This window comes from Micromonospora sp. NPDC047467 (assembly GCF_040643095.1).
Taxonomy (GTDB): Bacteria; Actinomycetota; Actinomycetes; order Mycobacteriales; family Micromonosporaceae; genus Micromonospora.
The window spans coordinates 749,923-766,342 of record NZ_JBEYTO010000002.1 but is presented as its reverse complement, the minus strand read 5'-3'; the positions used below and the strand labels follow the sequence as shown (position 1 = coordinate 766,342).

The window sequence follows — 16,420 nt, the reverse complement described above, 5'->3', positions numbered from 1 at the left end:
CAGCCTACGATCGCCGGGTGACGAGTGCGTCGACAGCGCAGAGCCCGAGCGCCGACCCGGCAACCACGGTCGAGGTGACGGGCGAGCCCAGCCCCACACCGGACCCGGCGGCACCCCGCGCCGACGGCGGTGGCGCGGCCGCCGTGATCCGCCGCCGGTTCGCCACCGTCGACGCACGGGCGGACCGGTTCTCGTGGCTCGCCACCGCCGTGGTGGTGGCCATCGCGGCGATCCTGCGCTTCGTCGACCTGTCCAGCATCAAGGGCAAGATCTTCGACGAGACGTACTACGCCAAGGACGGCTACGGGCTGATCAGCCGCGGCGTCGAGTGGAACTACAAGGACAACGTCCCCTCGTACGTGGTGCACCCACCACTGGGCAAGTGGTTGATCGGCCTCGGCGAGTGGGCCTTCGGCTATCAGGACGCCGATTCGAAGGTCTCCGTTCCCGGGCACCTGATCACCACCTCGCCGGAGTTCGGCTGGCGGTTCTCGGCGGCCGTCATCGGCACCCTGTCAGTGCTCCTGCTGGTCCGGATCGGCCGGCGGATGTTCCGCTCGACGGTCCTGGGTTGCGCGGCCGGTCTGCTGCTCGCCCTGGACGGCTTCCACCTGGTGCTGTCCCGCACGGCGCTGCTCGACATCTTCCTCCTGTTCTTCGTGCTGGCGGCCTTCGGCGCACTGGTGCTCGACCGGGACGCCCGCCGCCGGCGCTGGGCACGCGCACTGGACGACGGGCTCGACCCCAGCCAGCCAGGCCGCGCGGGTCGCCCGCCGACCGGCTGGCGCACGTGGCCCTGGTGGCGGCTCGCCGCCGGAGTGCTGATCGGCTGCGCCTGCGCGGTGAAGTGGAGCGCGGTCTACTTCGTGCCCGTCTTCGCGCTGTTGGTGATCCTCTGGGAGGTCGGGGTCCGCCGGTCCGCGGGCGTCCGCAGGCCGTGGCGGGACACCGCGCTCGACGAGCTGCCCTGGCTGGTGCTGGCCGGCGTGCTGATGGTGCTCACCTACCTCGCCAGCTGGTCGGGGTGGCTGCTCACCGACGACGGCTACTACCGGTCCGCATCGTCGACGGCGTACCCGACCGGTTCGCTCAGTGACGCCCCGGTGATCGGCCCGCTGATCAACCTCTTCGAATACCACCGTGCGGCCTACGGCTTCCACGCCCAACTCGACGACGCACACAAATACCAGTCCTGGCCGTGGCAGTGGCTGCTGCTCGGTCGCCCGGTGGCGTTCCACTACTCGGGCGACGGTGTCTGCGGCGCACCGTCCTGCGCCTCGGAGATCCTGCTGCTGGGCACCCCGCTGCTGTGGTGGTCGTTCCTGCCCGCCCTGGTGGCGCTGGTGTGGCTGGGCGTGGCACGGCGCGACTGGCGGGCCGGCGCGATCCTGCTGAGTGTGGCGGCGGGGATCCTGCCCTGGTTCGTGCTCGCCCTCGACGGCCGGACGATGTTCTCGTTCTACGCCGCGCCGGTGCTGCCGTTCCTGGTGTTGGCCGTGGTCTACGTGCTGGGTGCGCTGATCGCCCCGGCCGGGGGCGACGTGGGCGAGATGGCAGCGCTGACGCCCGGCGACCCGGGCTACGAACGCAGGCTGGTGGGCAGCGTCGCGGCCGGGGCTTACGTGCTGCTGGTGGGGCTGTGCTTCGCGTACTTCTATCCGATCTTCGTGGGCAAGGTGATCCCGTACTCGGACTGGCTGGCACGGATGTGGCTCGACGGCCGGTGGATATAAGCACCGGCAGGCGACGCGCCGCACAGCGCGACGGAGACGGGCCCGCACGCTTGAAGCGTGCGGGCCCGTTCGACAAAGACGCGCGCCCCGATCGCCTGCCACGGGGGAAGCGGGCGATTGGGGCGCGCATGGAGAGCTTAACCACCCCACACCACCGGCACAACGGGTCAACTTGGGTCAGATTTCCGACGATTCCAACCGCGTCCGGTCCTTTCCTTCGATAGTTGACCCAGGGTGACCCCGCCGTGGACCCAGCGCCTCGTCGGGCCACTTCGATGCCGCGCGCCGCTGCGGGCCCCCGACCCGGCTCGCCGTGCCGGGTCTGGCGATGGTGACGGGAGACAGGGTGCCGTGGAGTTGTTGAGCCGGGTCCGCGAGATCTGCCTTGCCCTACCCGAGGCGACCGAGCGACTCAGCCACGGGTCACCGACCTGGTTCATCCGGGACAAGACCGTCTTCGTCACCCTGCACGCCGACGGGCATCACCAGAACGACTTCGCCCACCTCTGGTGCGCGGCCCCGCCGGGCGCCCAGGCGGAGCTGATCGCCGCCGACCCGGCCCGCTTCTTCCGTCCGCCCTATGTGGGCGGCCGGGGCTGGCTCGGCGTACGGCTCGACGGCGCGGTCGACTGGACCGAGATCGACGAGTTGTGCCGGGACGCGTACCGGGAGGTCGCGCCGAAACGGCTGGTCGCCCTGCTCGACGCGTCCGCCTGACCGACCCGCCCTGCGGGGCGAGACCACGACCTCGGCCGGGCTGCCCCCGGTCTGGTCCGGGGCGTATCGCCGGGGCCGCCTGGACGATCGCCGGAGCCAGCCACCCAGATGATCATCCAAAGTGGATCTCACTACACTGCGGCCGTGATCAACTTCAGACGATCGGCGGCCGTCCTCATCGGACTGCTGGCGACCACCGCGCTGACCGGGCCGGTCCCGGCGGCGGCCTACGAGGAGCCGGTGGCCGAGCCACCCCGGGTCGAACTCGTACTCGACGTCAGCGGCTCGATGCGCGCCGCCGACATCGACGGACGCAGCCGGATCTCCGTCGCCCAGCAGGCGTTCAACGAGGTGGTGGACGCGCTGCCGGAGGAGACACAACTCGGCATCCGGGTGCTCGGCGCGACCTACCGGGGCAAGGACAAGAAGGTCGGCTGCCAGGACACCCAACAGATCGTGCCGGTCGGGCCGGTGGACCGCGCCCAGGCCAAGGAGGCGGTGGCGACACTCCGGCCGACCGGGTTCACCCCGGTCGGGCTCGCGCTGCGCTCCGCCGCGCAGGATCTGGGCACCGGCTCCACCACCCGACGGATCGTGCTGATCACCGACGGGGAGGACACCTGCGCCCCGCCGGACCCCTGCGAGGTGGCCCGGGAACTGGCCGCGCAGGGCACCAGCCTGGTCGTCGACACCCTCGGCCTGGCGCCCGACGAGAAGGTCCGCCGGCAGTTGCTCTGCATCGCCAGCGCGACCGGCGGCACCTACACCGCCGCGCAGAGCGCCGAGGAGCTGACCGGCCGGATCAAGCAGCTCATCGAGCGGGCCGCCGACACCCACACCCGGGCACCGACCGTCGTCGGCGGCACGAACGCGTGCGACTCGGCCCCGCTGCTCGCCCCCGGGGTCTACGCGGCCCGGGAGGCGTTCTCCGAGCACCGCTACTACCGGGTGCCGGTACGCCCCGGGCAGGAGCTGCGCGCCTCGGTGAGCATGGCGCTGGACCGGCCGGTGAACCGGGACTACGGGGTGCTGCTGCGGGCCACCGCCGCCGACGGCCGGGAACTCGTCCGCGGAACGGACGCCGGCAGCGGACGCGCCGACGTGCTCTCCGCCGGGCTGCGCTGGTCGGCCACCGCCGACGACGAGGACGCGGCCGAGACCGATCAGACCCCGGCGCCCGTCATCGAGCCCACCACCGTCTGCCTGGTGGTGAGCAACTCGTTCGCCCCCCGCCCGGGAACGGCCGCGACCCCCGGCATGCCGGTGGAACTGACCATCGACGTGGTCACCGCCGCGCCCGCCCCGGACGGGCCCGACCTTGGCCGGGGCTGGGTGCTGCTAGCCCTGCTCACGGTCGCCGGCCTGCTCACCGGTCTGCTCGCCGGCCTGCTCACCCGCTGGTGGGTCGCCACCTGGAGGGAGAACTGATGCGTACCGCACTGTTCCGGCCCCTGGCCGCGCTGCTCGCCGCCGGCGGGGCCGTGCTGCTGCCCGCGACGGCCGCCGCCGCCCCCACGCCGTCGCCGGGCGCCACGCCGGTGACCCGGGCCGGCACCTCGTTCCTCACCGCCACCCCGATCACCGCCGGGCAGCCGGTACGGGTGGACGCCTCGGTCGGCGACCACCTGTACTGGTCGTTCCCGGCGACGGCCGGTCAGGTGCACGAGATCACTGCCACCGTCACCTTCCCGAAGGCACGCGGCGGCGCCTCCACCTGGACCGTCGACGTCTTCGACGGGCTGCGTCGGCGGCAGGCCTGCACCGCCGGGGCGCAGACCCCGACGGTGGACGGGAAGGCGACGAGCGTGGCGCTGGGCTGCACGCTGCGCGAGGTGCGGCCCTGGGCGGAACCGTGGTCGGCCGACCCGCTCCCCGGCGCGTACGTCATCCGGCTGTCCGTGGTCGACCTGCCGGAGCCGGACCTCGGCGCGCCCATCGACGTGGACCTGCTGGTCGGCGTCATCGCCGATCGGGGCTCCTCGGCCGACGACGGTGAGCTGGCCACGCCGCTGGTGCCGAACACCCAGGCGGGCACCGTGCTCACCGCCGTACCCCCGGTGGACCCGGAGGCCGACGACGACGGTGACTCGCTGACGGGCTGGCTGCCGGATCTCGGCTCGCGCTGGATCTGGACCAGCGTGGGCGGCGTGCTCGCCGCGGTGGCGGGCGTGTTCGGCTTCGCCCTGACCCGGCGGCCCCGGCGCGCCTGAACCCCACCCGGTGAGCCGGCGGCCCTGCCCTGGGGCGGGGCCGCCGGCTCACCGACGGTCAGCGGCGGCGCGGCAACCAGCCGATGAAGCGATCCTGCAGGGACATGACCGGGGCGGCGCGCAGGTCCTCCGTGGCGGCGGCGAGACACGAGCCCAGATAGACACTGAGCATCGCCCGGTCACCTCCATATTCCGCGAGCAGACGGCTGCGCTTCGTCGCGCACGGCCACTCCTCACCACAGGAGCCGCACGTCCAGCCCGGGGTCTTCGGGGCGTGGTCGTCAGCCCGTCCCCCCGGCCGTTCCGCACCATCGGTCATCGCAGGTCCTCTCCAGCTGTCCACGGGACTGGTGGCCGCCTATGTCCGGCCAGCGTTGATGGTGGTCCCCCCGGAGCCATCAGGGATGGAACGACGCGTCCCTCCAGTGGTACATCTTTGCGGTACGTTCTCCCCTCGTGGGAGTCAGAAAGTTGACCGTCGGCCGGATGTCGGCGATCCATGCCCGTTTCTACCGATAGGTAGGCGACACCGATGCGTGACCTGCTGCCGACAACGGTCGCCGTGGCCGTCGCCGGGCCGGACGACTGGGCCGGGGAACTGCTCGCCGCCGAGCAGGCGTGCCTCGGTGAGCGGGCGGTGCAGACCCGTCGCCGGGACTTCACGGCCGGCCGGGTGTGCGCCCGCCGGGCAATGGCCGGCCTCGGCCTGCCGGCGACGGCCGTGCCGGCCGCCGCCGACCGGGCACCGGTCTGGCCGGCCGGCGTCGTCGGCACCATCACCCACACCAGCGGCTACTGCGCCGCCGCCGCCGCGCACGCCACCGACCTCCGGTCCGTCGGCATGGACGCCGAGCGGCACCGCGAAATCAATGCGGGGGTACGCCGACTCGTGCTGCTGCCCGAGGAGGAGGAGAACTGCGCTCGGCTGCCCGCCGACATCTCCTGGCCGGTCGTGTACTTCAGCGCCAAGGAGACCGTCTACAAGGTGTGGTACCCGATCGTCGGCAGTTGGTTGGACTTCCACGACGCCCACCTCGACATCGACCCGGACGCCGGCACGTTCACCGCCCGGATCGCACCGGCCCGGGTGGACGCGGCCGGCGTCGTCGATCCGCCGGCCACGATCACCGGCCGGTTCGTGGTCGCCGACGGGCTGGTCCGGACCGCCGCCGTCCTCACGCTCCACTGACCCGCCAGGTCTGCTCGGCGTCCACACTGGCCGTTCCGTCGCCACTGCGGGACGGATCCAGCGCGACGATCGGGCGATCGACAACGCACGGTAGCGTCGTCGGGTTCCCTGAACCGCACGTGCCGAGGCGCCAAGGAGTACGTTGACCCACCCCCAGCCCCCCAGCGGGCCGCAGGACCCCCAACAGCCGAACCCGGAGCCGCCCGCCCAGCCGTTCCCCGCGACACCGCAGCCGCAGTTCGCCGCCGACCCGACGGTCCCGCAGACACCCGCACAGCCCAACCCGTGGTCGGCGCAGGGGAACCCGCCGCAGCCGCCGGTGTCGGTGCCGCCGGTGTCCGGAGCACCGCAGTCGGGCGTACCGGGTCAGTGGACACCGCCGACCGCGCCGCAGCCGCCGTACGCCAACGAACCGCAGCCGCCCTACGCCCATGCGCCGTACCCGGCCGCCCCGGATCAGCCCTGGTCGCAGCCGCCGGTCGCGGACGGCGGCTACCCGCCGCCGGGCGGGGCGTACCCACCGCCCGGAGCAGCAGGTTACCCACCGCCCGGAGCAGCGGGTTACCCACCACCCGGAGCAGCGGGTTACCCACCGGCCGGAGGGGCGTATCCGACGCCGGGAGGGCCGGGTTACCCGCCCACCGTGCAGCCGCCCGCGAAGAACTCCAAGACCGTGCTGATCATCGCGGTCACCGCGGCCGTGCTCGCCCTGCTGTGCTGCGCGGGCGGCATCGTGGCGGTGGTCGTCGGCGCGAACCGTGTCGCGAACGAGGTGACCGACGCCCTGCCCACCCCGGGCACGACCGGCGGCACTGGGCGGTCGGCGCCCAACCCGTCGTCGACCAACCCGGCTTTCGGCGAGGCAGCCCAGAACATGCCCGCCGGACGCACCCTGCAGATGGACGACGACCGAGGCGTCATGAAGATCACCGTGGACCGGTTCAGCACCTCCACCGAACCCTGCCGGGCGAGCGGCCTCAAGCCCAGCAAGGGCACGTACGTGATCGCCGACGTGACCGTGTCGGTCGTGCAGGGCACCGGCTCGATCAACCCGCTGTACTTCTGGTGGATCGCCGCCGACGGCACCAAGACCAGCTCGATCGCCGGGGTCCTCTCCGGCTGCGGCAAGTCGATGCCGTCCGGCACCGACCTGCCCGTCGGCACCACCCGCACTGGCACCCTCGTGTTCAACGTGCCCGACACCAACGGCGTGTTGGAGTACCAGCACCGGTTCAAGGCCGCCGGCACCTGGAAGCCCTGACGTGGTGACGCGGGGCCGGCCCGTCGGGGCCGGCCCCACGCAGGGTGAGATGCCGGGGTGTCAGCAGCCGGTCCAGCGCACCGGGGTTACCCGGTCGGCGTTGCGGAAGCCGACGATGGTGCCCGTGTCGGAGATGGAACGAGCGCCGATTGTCACCCTGTCCCCACCACCGGGCAGGACCCGGGAGCTGGCACCGCGCGCGACCCGTTCACCGCCCACCACGACCCCGCTGGCGTTGACGTCGTCGCCGAGCGTCAACCGCTGGTCGAGCGTCGTGTACGAGCCGTTTCGGAGATCCCACCGCACCATGACCGGGCTGGTGCCGCCCAGGTTGACCCGGCCGATCGCCCAGTGGCCCGCCGCCGCGCCGACCACAGTCGACTGAGCACCCGGGGCGGTGAGCGCGCCGATCCGGCCATTCGGCCGGCGGATCCAACCGGTCCAGCTGCCAAATTCCCCGGCAGAACCGACGATGGTCCCGTTCGCCGTGATTCCACTCGGCGTCGCGTTCACCGGAGCGTCGAGCACCTCGACCGTGCCGGGCCGGGCGGCCGGCCAGCGCAGCGCGACGTACTCCCCGGCGACGATGTCCGAGCCGTAGCCGACGATGTCGCCGGCCTCGTTGATCGCGGAGACGAAGATGCCACTCGACGGCACCACCGGCAACTGCTCGAACCGGCCGTCGCGGTACGTCCACGGACGGCCGATGCCGCTCTCGGCCCAGCCGTTGCCGACCACGACACCGCGGGTGTTGACGTCGACGGCGTCGACCATGCCGGGGGACTCGATCTCGGTGAGCCGCTGCCCGTCCCAGATCAGCAGCAGCTCCTGGTTGCCGCTGTCACGGACCCGCAGGGCGGCCCCGACGACGAAGCGACCCGACGGGTCGATGGCGTTCGCGTCGGCGCGGTAGGTGTCGGCCGGGTACGGCAGCGTACTGATCGTGCAGGCGCGGGCGGCCGCGGGTGCGGCGGTGGCCGTCCCGGACACGACGGCGGCGAGGGATGTGGCCAGCAGTCCGGCTACGGTGCCGGCGAGCATCCTGCGTCGAGCGGTGTGCGTCATTCTGTGCTCCCCGTGTCGGCCCGAGCGCTCCGGGCATCAACTGATGACAGATGCACACCTGGGCACGCCCCAAGGTTGCGGCAAGTCCGATGAGCGACTCGATCGACATCGGCGTCTCCCGGCCTGCTACGAGGCCGGCTCCGCGTCGGAATGCTGTTCATCGCTGGCGTCTCCGGGTCGGCACACCCGAGCGCTGCGCTACCGGGTGCTGTCCGTCTGCCCTGTCCGCGAGATCGAAAAAGGCCGTCTCCGACGAGCGGAAACGGCCTTTGACCTGGGGTGGAGCTGAGGGGATTTGAACCCCTGACCCCCTCGATGCGAACGAGGTGCGCTACCAGTCTGCGCCACAGCCCCCCACCGGCGAACCGGCTTCGGTCCCACCCGGCTTACACCGGGCGGGCCGGCAGCAAGGCTAACAGGTCGCCGGCCCCCACCGCGAATCCGCCCCCGGTGCCGCGCTGACGCCGGCGCCACGACGACACCCACCCGCCCTCGGCGCCGCGCTCCAGCGCCGCCGCGCCCCGTTGCTGGAGACCAACACCAAGATTGTGCGTCAGGCCACCGGGAGCCACGATCAATTCGATTTGGTCGAAGATAGGACATCCGAGACACATCGTCGCCCCACATCCCGCGAACCCAAGTCGACCAACCCGCCGTCGCCCGCGCGAAACCTTGATCCACTCCGTATCGCCGATGTGGCGGCATCCTCCGCCGGGGACACCCCCAGATCGGCGACATGGAGTGGATCAAGCCCGGCAAGCGCCCCAAGCCCGCCGAGCCCCGGCGGGCGCGCCGCAAGACCGACGGACCCGGCAAGACCGACCGGCGCGGCAAGACCAGCGGGCGCCGCAAGACCAGCGAGCGCCGCAAGACCAGCGAGCGCGGCAAGACCAGCGGTCAGGCGCCTCGGCCGGCCTCGTAGGGGCGGCCACGTAGCCCGCCCGAGCGCCGGTACGAGACCGAGCCGCCGTTGACGGCCGCCGGCAGGTCTCCGGGTCGGTCGAGACCCATGGCGGCTCGGCGTACCCCCTCGCGTTGGGCGGCAAGGCGGCGTTGCGCCTCCCGGCGGGCCGCAGCACGGCGGGCCTGTTCCCGGCGGACCTCGGCCTGGCGGGCGGCCAACCAGGCCGCCTCCCGGGCTCGGGCGCGGCGTCGGCGACGACCGGCCAGGGCCTGACCCCGCAGGTGGACGACGTACATGGCCAACAGCAGGAAGGTGACCGAGAAGCTGATCCAGAAGCCGGGGCTGACGAACAGGACGCCGATCAGCTCGACGAAGTTGAGCAGCAGCAGGGCGGCGAGCACGCGGCGGCGACGGTACACGGCGGGGGTGTGCTGTCGGCGCGGCGGCGGACGGCGGCGGGACCGCTTCGGGGCCGGCGGCACGGCGCGCAGCCGGTTGGAGCGGCGCGCCGCCGGGGGTGCCGAGACCGGCGCGGTCAGCTTCCCCGTAGCCGAATCCTCACTGAGGGTGACGACAAGGGAGCGCGGCGGGTGGACGGGTCGCCGCCCGGGCACAGTGCGGCGCCGTCGGCGGCGCTGGAGCACCCGCGCCGTCGACTGCGCCCGCTCCGCCACCAGCCGCTCGGTGGCGTCGTACCGGCGAACCAACGCCGGGGCCAGGGCGAGCAGGCCGGCGGCGGCGAGGACGGCGAGGAGCACCGAGGTCGGCACCCTCACCCCTCCCGTCACCGAATTCGGAGCAACCGCCACCGGACCGCAGGATCTTCCACCAATCGTGCCTGGGTGCGTAGATCGTCCGGACGGGGGGCGCTTGCCGCAGCTTGCAGTTACTTGAGGTTACGGCGCGCCGACCGGGATGCCACCGCGCCGCGCCGATCCCGTGCGTGGGACGGCTCACCGCGCACTGGCGCGTACCCGATGCCAGCGGGCCAACAGACCGCCCTCGGCGGCGATCTCCTCGCTCGTCATCGCGTATCCGATGTGGTCTCGCCAGGCACCGTCGATGTGCATGTAGCGCACGTGGTACGACTCCTCGCGGAAGCCGAGTTTCTCCACCACCCGCCGGGACGGTCGGTTCTCCGGCCGGATGTTGACCTCCACCCGGTGCAGCCCGCCCGGCCCGAAGGCGTGGTCCACGGCGAGTGCGAGGGCCGTCGGGATCACGCCCTGCCCGGCGACCCGGGCGTCCACCCAGTAGCCGACGTACCCGGAGCAGAAGGCGCGCCGGACGATGCTGCCCACGTTGAGGTGCCCGACCAGGCGCTCCCGGTCGGCCTCCCGCAGACAGACCGCGAACGGCATACCCTCGCCCTCACGGGCCGACCGTCGCTGGTCGCGGTGCACCCAGCGGAACGCGGCAGGCGAGTTCAGCTCGTCCCAACCGCCGGGCAGCGACGACTCCCAGGGTGCCAGCCAGGCCTTGTTGGCCCGCCGTACCTCTGACCACGCCGCAGCGTCGGAGCGCCGGTAGGGCCGCAGCAGCACCGGGCCGTCGGCCAGCACCGCCGGCCAGCCGGGTGCCCGCGCGGGTCCGAAGAGACTCACCCGCACAGTCTCCCGCGCGGGACCGTGTGGTGCGCAAGTGGACCCGCGATGAACCGGGGACCGCGCAGAGCCGTCACCGACGGCGGTCGAGCAGCAGAACGTCCACGGTGGAGCCGGCGGCCGCGGAGGTGACCCGCTCGCCGAGCACCAGCAGCCCGTTCGCCTCGGCCAGCCCGGAGAGCGTGAACGGGCCGCCGCTGAGCGGTTGCACCGTGTACCCGCCGCCGCGCCGCTCGGCGACGTGCGCGGGCCGGAACTCGCGCAGCCCACCCGGTGACGACACGGTCTCCAGCAGGTGCGCCCGAACGCTGGGCCGGAACACCGGCTCGGCGCCGGCGAGTAGTTGGATCGCGGGGCGGGCCAGCACCTCGAAGCCGATCAGCGCCGCGCCGGGGTCGCCGGGCAGGCAGACCACCGGCACCTCCTCGGCGCCGACGGTGCCGAAGCCGAGCGCGGTGCCCGGATAGAGCGCCACGTCGGTGAAGGTGACCGGGCCGGCCCGGCCGCCCTCACGCCGGGACAGGATGCGGCGCACCATGTCGCCGGGCCCGGTGCCGGTCCCCCCGGTGGTGATGATCAGGTCGGCGCGCAGGGTCTGGTCCTCCAGCAGCCCGCGCAGCCCTTCCGGGTCGTCGTCGCAGATGCCCACCCGGTACGCCAGGGCGCCCACCTCGGCGGCGGCGGCGGTCAACGCGTGTGAGTTGGCGTCCACCACCTGCCCGGGCTGGCTGCCCCGGCCCACGTCGACCAGTTCGTCGCCGGTGGCCACGATGACCACCCGTGGACTGGGCCGCACCACCACGTGCCCGATGCCGGTGGCGGCGAAGACCGCGACCAACGCCGGGGAGACGTACGTGCCGGCTCGGGCGAGCAGGGTGCCGGCGGGCAACTCCTCACCGGCGCGGCGGACCCCGTACCCCCGCTTGGGGGTGCGGAAGATCTCCACGGCGGCCATGCCCTGGTCGGTCCACTCCACCGGGACCACGACGTCGGCGGCGATCGGCAGCGGCGCACCGGCGGCCACCGAGAAGCACGAGCCCGGGGTGAGCCGCACGGGTCGCCAGCTCGCCGCGCCCAGGTCGCCGACGACGTTGAGCCGGATCGTCCGACCGCCGGGCGTGCCGGAGGGGGCCGGGACGTAGCTCGGCCCCCGGCCCCCTCCGGAAATGTCCTCCCAGCGGGCCGCGTAACCGTCCACGGCCGCCTGGTCGAAGGCCGGGAAGGCGTGCGGCGCGACGACGTCCTCGGCGAGGACGTTGCCGTGCGCCTGGGTGAGGTCGAGGTCGAGTGGCGGCAGCGCTCGTAACCTGCGCAGCACGCTGCCCAGGTAGTCGGCGAGCGGCGTCAACTCGTTCGCGGCCGCCTCGGCGTCGGCCGTAGCTGTCATGTACCAGATCCGCCTGCCGCGTCGGCCCGGACGAAGTCGGCCAGCCAGGAACGGAACTCGGTGCCGAGATCCTCGCGCTCGGCGGCGATCTGCACGACCGTCTGCAGGTAGCCCAACGGCATGCCGGTGTCGTATCGGGTGCCTCGGTAGACGATCGCGTGCACCGGTGTGCCCTCGGTGCGCAGCAGCTCCATGGCGTCGGTCAGCTGGATCTCGCCGCCGCTGCCCGGCTTTGTCCGCCGGATCGCGTCGAAAATCTTCCCCGGCAGCACGTACCGGCCGAGCACGGCGAGGTTGCTCGGCGCGTCCTCCGGCTGCGGCTTCTCCACCATGCCGGTCACCTTGACGACCTCGCCGATGTCGCTCAGCTCCGACTCGGCCGGCTCGACGGAGGCGATGCCGTACCGCTTGGTGTCGGCCGGGTCGACCTCGAAGAAGGCGAGCACCACCCCGCCGGTACGGGCCTGCAGTTCCAGCATGGCCGGCAGCAGCGGCTCGGACGGCTTGACGAACTCGTCGCCGAGCAGCACCGCGAAGGGCTGGTCGCCGACGTGGGACTCGGCGTACCCGACGGCGTGACCGAGCCCGAGCTGCTCCGGCTGCCGGACGGTGTAGATCTCGGCCAGCTCACTGGGCCGACGCACGGCCGCCAGCCGCTCGGCGTCGCCCTTCTCCTCCAGCCTGGTCTCCAGGTCGGGGCGACGGTCGAAGTGGTCCACCATCGACGTCTTACCCCGACCGGTGATCAGCAACACGTCACCGATGCCGGCCTGGGTGGCCTCCTCGACGATGTACTGCAGCACCGGCCGGTCCACTACCGGCAGCAGTTCCTTGGGCACCGCCTTGGTGGCCGGCAGGAAACGGGTGGCCAGTCCGGCGGCCGGGATGACGGCCTTGACCGCCAGGGGACGGCCGGTTGCGGCGACCGTCGGTGAAGGGTTCGCTGAGTGCTCCGACATGCCGCGAGACTATCGGCCACGGCTCTGCCGCGGCGGGTGTGGCCCAGAAGACGCGCCGCCGCCGGGCCCTGGCCGCCCGACGTCCGGGCCAGCCCGCGCGCCTTCCCCCTCGGTGGTCGCCGGGTCGTCCACCGACTCCGGCCGGGCGTCCGCCGGCCCTGGCGGGTTCGACTCGGGTACGCCCACAGCCGACTCCGACCGGGCGGGCCCGCCCGGCTCCCGTTGGACCTGCACGGGCCGGCCGGCGCGCGGCAGCCCGTCGAGTGGGCTGACGGCCCCCGCCTGCACCGGGATCTCGCACATCGGCACGTCGGGGCGGACCTCGGCCATGCGACAGGTGTCCCGACCCGCCGCCTTGGCCGCGTAGAGGGCGTCGTCGGCGGCCTCCAGCACCTCCGCGCCGGTGCTGCCGTGGTGCGGGTAGACGGCGATGCCCACCGACACGGTCACCACGATCGGCCCGGCGTACCCCTCGACGACGACAGGTGTCTCCCGTACCGCCGCGCCCAGCCGTTCCGCGACGATCGCCGCGCCCCGGGCGTCGGTCTCCGGCAGGAGCACCACGAACTCCTCGCCGCCCTGCCGGAAGGCGAGGTCCACCTCGCGGATCTCGCCGCGTACGCGCTGGGCGAACTCGGCCAGCACGGTGTCCCCCGCCGCGTGCCCGTACGTGTCGTTGACGTCCTTGAAGCGGTCCAGGTCGAGGGCGAGCACGCTGAGCATCCGACCGAACCGGCTGGCCCGTTCCACCTCCCGTCGGATCGACTCGCGCAGGTAGCGGTAGTTCCACAACCCGGTGAGCGGGTCGGTGAGGGAGAGCCGCTGCGCCTCCTCGTGCACCCGGACGTTGTCCACCGCCACGGCCGCGTGGCCGGCGAAAGTGCGCAGGGTGACGAGGTCGTCGTCGTCGAACTCGTCGGCGCCCAGCCGGTCGTAGAGGGCCAGCACCCCGAGCGCCGCCGCCTCGCCGGCCTCGTCAGCGTCCACCGCCGGCCCACCCGGGACTGTCGCAGCCCCGGAGGTCGTGGCCCCCGAGGTTGTGGCCCCGCCGCCGGGGGTGGCCCCGCCGCCCGAGGTGGCTGCGGCCCCGCCGCCCGGGGTGGCGAACGGCACCGCGACGTAGGTGCGGCAGAGTGGCTCCCCCGTCGGGGTCTCGGTCGCCTCCACGCGACCCCGCTGCGGCACGCCGGTGGCCGCCACCGCGCCGACCACACCGACGCCCACCGGCACCCGCAGGGTCTCCGGGCCGCCCGGATCCCCCTCCGGCAAGCGCCCGTCGAGCCCTTCGCTGCACTGTGCGACGAGCACCCCGCCAGCCTCCACCAGCAGCACCGCGCCAGCCCGCGCCCCGGTGGCCGCGATGGCGCTGTGCAGGATCACCCGCAGGATGCGTTGCAGGTCATGGGTGCTGGCCAAGGTGTCGCCGAGCACCGTCAGGTGCCCGCGTAACTGGTCACGGCTGCTGGTGAGCGCCGCGACGTACGACCCGGTCTCCCGGGTCATCCGGTTGAACGCGGCGGCCAGGCGGCCCAGCTCGTCGCGGCTGCGCACCGGCACCCGGGCGGTCAGATCGCCCTGCGTCACCCGGTCCACGGCGCTGGCCAGCTCCACCAGCGGTCGGGTGGTCACCCGGGCGAGTCGCCAGGCGGCCAGCACGGCGAGCAGCCCGGCCAGCACGACCACGCCGGCCAGCGTGGCGGGCAGACCCGGTGGCCGCTCGCTGGGCACCGAGAGCACCAGCGGCAGTGGCTGCCCGCTGGACGGCCCGATGCGCCGCACGTACCGGCCGTCGGAGGTCTCGGTGACCCGTTCGCCGTCGGTGCCGTTGGCGGCGGCCAGCACCGCGTCGCGTACCTCGCGGGACTCGGTGGTGTGGGTGAAGCGGCCGGCGCTCACGCCCCCGTCGAGCAGGGTGACCGCCACCCCGGTCACCGCCGCCAGCCGGGCCACGAACGCCGGGTCGACCAGCTGCGCGGCGGAGACCGTGCCCAGCATCGCGCCGGTCCGGTCGTGCAGGTCGACCCGGACGGCCAGCGCGCGGACCGGGCCGGGCGAGGCTGCGGTCGGCGTGGAGCAGTCCCGCCAGGGGGTCGACGGCGCGCCGGGCGAGGCGTACGTGACCCGGCCGGTCACGTCGGTGATCAGAACGGCGGCGGCCAGCCCTCGGCCGATCAGCTGGCGGGCGGCGACGGCCGGGTCACCGGTGAGGGCGACCGCGTCGGCCGTGGCGCGCAACTGCTGGCAGAGGGCGTCGATCGAGGTACGCACGGTGGACACGGCGACCGCGAGGCGCTCGGTGGACCGCCTGTGGTCGACGGCCGCGACGGTGGAGGCGACGAAGAAGGCCCCGAGCAGGACTGGCCCGAGCACCACCACGAGGAAGGCCGCTGTCAACCGTCCGCGTAGCGTCACTCGGTTCCCCCCGGAAGTCCGACGCCGTTGCTTGCGATGCTGACACAGTGCGACCGTGGGAGTGGTGTTGCGTCAGGAGTGTTGCATGACGGAATTTTCTGATGAAGCGGAAGTGGCCCGTGTTTCCAAGCGGGAAGCCCGCATCGAGCTGCTCGCCCGCCGCCGGGCCCTGCCCGGTTCGACGCGGGCTGCCGCCGCCGGGCGCGTCCAGGCCGAGCTGATCGCGCTGGTACGCCGCCTGCGGCCCCGCCGGATGACGGCGTACGTGCCGGTCGGCTCCGAGCCGGGCGGCGGCGACCTGCCGGAGGTGCTGCGGGACGCGCTGCCGGCCGACGCCGAGCTGCTGCTGCCGGTGCTCCGCGCCGATCTGGATCTGGACTGGGCGGCGTACACCGGACCGGACGCTCTGGTGGCGGCCGGTCGGGGCCTCCGCGAGCCGGCCGGTCCGCGGCTCGGGTTGGCCGCGGTGACCGAGGCGGAGCTGGTGGTCGTACCGGCGCTGGCCGTCGACCGGCGCGGCCGGCGACTGGGCCGGGGCGGCGGCTCGTACGACCGGGTGCTGGCACGGGTGCCGGCGGCCACGCTGACCGTGGTGCCACTGCATGACGGTGAGCTGGTCGAGGCCCTGCCCGCCGAGGCGCACGACCGTCCGGTCCGCGCGGTCGTCACCCCCTCCGACGGGGTGCGTACGCTTGATGACGGCCCGGGTACGGCGCAGGGTGTCGCGCCCCACACGTCCGCTGGACGAACCCGGGGCGCATGACGCACCATTGGCACTCGAATACGTCGAGTGCCAACTGGCCGAGCCAGATACCGGAGGAGAACGTGCCCACCTACCAGTACGCCTGCACCGCGTGCGGTCACCAGCTCGAGGCGGTGCAGTCCTTCTCTGACGAGCCGCTGACCGAGTGCCCGACGTGCCAGGGGCGGCTGCGCAAGGTCTTCAACTCGGTCGGCATCGTCTTCAAGGGCTCGGGCT

At 73.2% G+C, this 16,420-nt stretch carries 14 protein-coding genes, 1 tRNA gene and 1 pseudogene; 9 read left to right on the top strand and 7 right to left on the bottom strand.

Features of this window, described 5'->3' with window-relative positions:
* Positions 1 to 17: 17 nt before the first annotated feature.
* The 6 genes from ABZ780_RS07795 (at position 18) to ABZ780_RS07770 (ending at position 7,110) form a co-directional block, all read left to right on the top strand.
* Positions 18 to 1,733 (top strand): phospholipid carrier-dependent glycosyltransferase, encoded by a 1,716-nt coding sequence (locus tag ABZ780_RS07795; protein ID WP_357485073.1) that lies wholly within the window; start codon positions 18 to 20, stop codon positions 1,731 to 1,733.
* A 351-nt stretch (positions 1,734 to 2,084) separates the two neighbouring features.
* Complete coding sequence (locus ABZ780_RS07790; protein ID WP_357009348.1) at positions 2,085 to 2,450, top strand: MmcQ/YjbR family DNA-binding protein; 366 nt, start codon at positions 2,085 to 2,087, stop codon at positions 2,448 to 2,450.
* A gap of 144 nt (positions 2,451 to 2,594) precedes the next feature.
* Positions 2,595 to 3,878, top strand: a complete 1,284-nt coding sequence (locus ABZ780_RS07785) for a VWA domain-containing protein (RefSeq protein WP_357485070.1) — start codon at positions 2,595 to 2,597, stop codon at positions 3,876 to 3,878.
* Positions 3,878 to 4,660 carry a peptidase gene (locus ABZ780_RS07780; RefSeq protein WP_357485068.1) on the top strand — a complete coding sequence of 261 codons (783 nt, stop codon included), beginning with the start codon at positions 3,878 to 3,880 and terminating at the stop codon, positions 4,658 to 4,660. Before ABZ780_RS07785 ends, ABZ780_RS07780 begins: the two co-directional genes overlap by 1 nt.
* A 532-nt stretch (positions 4,661 to 5,192) precedes the next feature.
* Positions 5,193 to 5,849, top strand: a complete 657-nt coding sequence (locus ABZ780_RS07775; protein WP_357009360.1) for a 4'-phosphopantetheinyl transferase superfamily protein — start codon at positions 5,193 to 5,195, stop codon at positions 5,847 to 5,849.
* 142 nt (positions 5,850 to 5,991) lie between these two features.
* Positions 5,992 to 7,110, top strand: coding sequence for a hypothetical protein (locus ABZ780_RS07770; protein WP_357009363.1), 1,119 nt, complete (start codon positions 5,992 to 5,994; stop codon positions 7,108 to 7,110).
* A gap of 60 nt (positions 7,111 to 7,170) precedes the next feature.
* On the opposite strand, the gene ABZ780_RS07765 is transcribed toward ABZ780_RS07770, so the two are convergent.
* A complete protein-coding gene (locus ABZ780_RS07765) occupies positions 7,171 to 8,175 on the bottom strand; it encodes a hypothetical protein (RefSeq protein ID WP_357009366.1) in 1,005 nt (334 codons plus the stop codon).
* Positions 8,176 to 8,455: 280 nt separating this feature from the next.
* Positions 8,456 to 8,529, bottom strand: a tRNA-Ala gene (locus tag ABZ780_RS07760).
* Between the two features lie 382 nt (positions 8,530 to 8,911).
* Between ABZ780_RS07760 and ABZ780_RS07755 the strand changes: the two genes are divergently transcribed.
* On the top strand, positions 8,912 to 9,097 hold the full coding sequence (locus tag ABZ780_RS07755; RefSeq protein WP_357485065.1) for a hypothetical protein: 186 nt from the start codon (positions 8,912 to 8,914) through the stop codon (positions 9,095 to 9,097).
* Here the strand turns inward: ABZ780_RS07755 and ABZ780_RS07750 are convergent.
* From ABZ780_RS07750 to ABZ780_RS07730, 5 genes are all read right to left on the bottom strand, one after another.
* The gene (locus ABZ780_RS07750) at positions 9,073 to 9,855 is read right to left on the bottom strand and encodes a hypothetical protein (protein WP_357009369.1); all 783 of its coding nucleotides are present in this window, start codon (positions 9,853 to 9,855) and stop codon (positions 9,073 to 9,075) included. The two genes, ABZ780_RS07755 and ABZ780_RS07750, sit on opposite strands and share 25 nt — an antisense overlap.
* A 177-nt stretch (positions 9,856 to 10,032) precedes the next feature.
* Positions 10,033 to 10,683, bottom strand: coding sequence for a GNAT family protein (locus ABZ780_RS07745; RefSeq protein ID WP_357009372.1), 651 nt, complete (start codon positions 10,681 to 10,683; stop codon positions 10,033 to 10,035).
* A 73-nt stretch (positions 10,684 to 10,756) separates the two neighbouring features.
* The gene (glp, locus tag ABZ780_RS07740; protein ID WP_357009374.1) at positions 10,757 to 12,070 is read right to left on the bottom strand and encodes a gephyrin-like molybdotransferase Glp; all 1,314 of its coding nucleotides are present in this window, start codon (positions 12,068 to 12,070) and stop codon (positions 10,757 to 10,759) included.
* A complete protein-coding gene (locus ABZ780_RS07735; protein ID WP_357009376.1) occupies positions 12,067 to 13,029 on the bottom strand; it encodes a UTP--glucose-1-phosphate uridylyltransferase in 963 nt (320 codons plus the stop codon). Before ABZ780_RS07735 ends, glp begins: the two co-directional genes overlap by 4 nt.
* Before the next feature lie 9 nt (positions 13,030 to 13,038).
* Entirely contained in the window at positions 13,039 to 15,441 is a 2,403-nt protein-coding gene (locus ABZ780_RS07730; RefSeq protein WP_357009378.1) for a diguanylate cyclase, read from the bottom strand.
* Between the two features lie 85 nt (positions 15,442 to 15,526).
* On the opposite strand from ABZ780_RS07730, the gene ABZ780_RS07725 reads away from it, so the two are divergent.
* Both ABZ780_RS07725 and ABZ780_RS07720 read left to right on the top strand, forming a co-directional pair.
* On the top strand, positions 15,527 to 16,204 hold the full coding sequence (locus ABZ780_RS07725; RefSeq protein ID WP_357009381.1) for a 5-formyltetrahydrofolate cyclo-ligase: 678 nt from the start codon (positions 15,527 to 15,529) through the stop codon (positions 16,202 to 16,204).
* Positions 16,201 to 16,407, top strand: a pseudogene (locus tag ABZ780_RS07720) (FmdB family zinc ribbon protein); the annotation flags it as partial. The gene ABZ780_RS07725 and the pseudogene ABZ780_RS07720, both read left to right, overlap by 4 nt.
* Positions 16,408 to 16,420: the final 13 nt, after the last annotated feature.

What these genes read in the sequence shown, in the direction of transcription:
- ABZ780_RS07765 (WP_357009366.1), bottom strand. Translation starts at nt 8,175, where the DNA reads ATGACGCACACCGCTCGACGCAGGATGCTCGCCGGCACCGTAGCCGGA.
- ABZ780_RS07735 (WP_357009376.1), bottom strand. Translation starts at nt 13,029, where the DNA reads ATGTCGGAGCACTCAGCGAACCCTTCACCGACGGTCGCCGCAACCGGC.
- ABZ780_RS07725 (WP_357009381.1), top strand. Translation starts at nt 15,527, where the DNA reads ATGACGGAATTTTCTGATGAAGCGGAAGTGGCCCGTGTTTCCAAGCGG.
- glp (WP_357009374.1), bottom strand. Translation starts at nt 12,070, where the DNA reads ATGACAGCTACGGCCGACGCCGAGGCGGCCGCGAACGAGTTGACGCCG.
- ABZ780_RS07780 (WP_357485068.1), top strand. Translation starts at nt 3,878, where the DNA reads ATGCGTACCGCACTGTTCCGGCCCCTGGCCGCGCTGCTCGCCGCCGGC.
- ABZ780_RS07775 (WP_357009360.1), top strand. Translation starts at nt 5,193, where the DNA reads ATGCGTGACCTGCTGCCGACAACGGTCGCCGTGGCCGTCGCCGGGCCG.
- ABZ780_RS07755 (WP_357485065.1), top strand. Translation starts at nt 8,912, where the DNA reads ATGGAGTGGATCAAGCCCGGCAAGCGCCCCAAGCCCGCCGAGCCCCGG.